The 1,366-nt window shown below is 46.2% G+C and carries 2 protein-coding genes; both read left to right on the plus strand.

Annotated elements, in window-relative coordinates:
* Positions 1-80 precede the first annotated feature (80 nt).
* Entirely contained in the window at positions 81-413 is a 333-nt protein-coding gene (locus DW922_RS17275) for a transposase (protein WP_118727161.1), read from the plus strand.
* Complete coding sequence (locus tag DW922_RS17280; protein ID WP_118727162.1) at positions 410-1,318, plus strand: IS3 family transposase; 909 nt, start codon at positions 410-412, stop codon at positions 1,316-1,318. The genes DW922_RS17275 and DW922_RS17280 overlap by 4 nt, the downstream gene beginning before the upstream one ends.
* The last annotated feature ends 48 nt before the right edge of the window (positions 1,319-1,366 follow it).

Here is a 1,366-nt window from a genome sequence, read left to right on the forward strand (position 1 = left end):
AGTGATGTGGTATAAAAAAAGTTGACAGCTTGTTCTCAAGGATTTCATAATAAAATCAAGAGAACAAGGAGGTATTCAAAGTGGCACGTAAATATGACCAGGAATACAAAGTACAGGCAGTAAAACTTGCCAAAGAAATCGGTGGCACTAAAGCCGCGAAAGAATTAGGAATCCCTGAAGGAACCATCCACACATGGTTAAAAGCCGTAAGAAACGGTAAACTGGATATCGGGGAAGGTTCCCATACCCCTGCCAGTGCAATGAGTCTTTCAGAAGAAATTACCATGCTGCGTAAGCGGGTTAAGGATCAGGACAAAGAAATCCGACGTCTGAAGGAGGAAAACGAATTTTTGGAGGAAGCCAGCGCTTTTTTCGCCGCCAGCCGTCGGAAGTCAGCAAAAACCAGAGAATGATATTTCTGGCATTGAAAACAGAAGACGGCAGGATTACCGGAAAAATTTCATTTTATTGCCGGATGCTTGGTATCAGCCGACAAGGCTTCTATAAATATCTTGTGGACAAAGACCGTCCATGGAGATATCAGGAGCTGACGGATGCTATGAAAGAAATCATCAGCGAGGATGAATGTAACGATACTTATGGACGGAGCCGTATGTATCAGGCACTGCTGCTGAAACAGCCAGAGGGAGTCCGTATTCCCAGTGAGCGGACCGTATACCGGGTTATGAACCGGATGGGTCTGAGCCATCGGCCAAAGAGAAAGCCGAATGGGATCACAAAAGCAGATCGGGAATCCATGAAATCGGAGGATCTGCTGAAACGGGATTTCCATGCAAATGCCCCATTGGAAAAATGTATTACAGACATCACGGAGATCCCGGCGTCCAATGGAAAACTGTATGTATCTGCGATTTTCGACTGCTTTGATCTTAGCGTCCTTGGACTGGCAATGGAAACAAATATGAAAGCAGATCTGTGTGTCCATACACTGGAAAATGCTTTGACTGCTTATCCCGCACTGGAAGGTGCAGTCATCCACAGTGACCGTGGAACGCAGTATACCAGCGAGACCTACCGTCAGGCCATCCGGGAGAACCACATCCATCAAAGCATGAACAGTGCCGGAGGACGCTGCCATGATAATGCACGGTGTGAAAGTATGTGGGCTAGAATGAAGACGGAGCTTCTCTATGACCGCTATGACACAAAGCAGATGACAGTAGAGGATTTAAAGGTGCTCATCTGGAGATACTTCCTCAGTTACTGGAATAACCGGAGGATCTGCTCAGCCAATGGCGGCCTTCCTCCTATGATAAAACGCAGGCAGTATTATGAGGCTTTGGAGATGGCGGCATAGTCAGTGATATCCTTGAGGAAAATGTGTCAACTAATATTGACAATATCA

Origin of the sequence: Clostridium sp. AM42-4, assembly GCF_003480105.1 — a bacterium.
Taxonomy (GTDB): domain Bacteria; phylum Bacillota; class Clostridia; order Lachnospirales; family Lachnospiraceae; genus Brotaphodocola.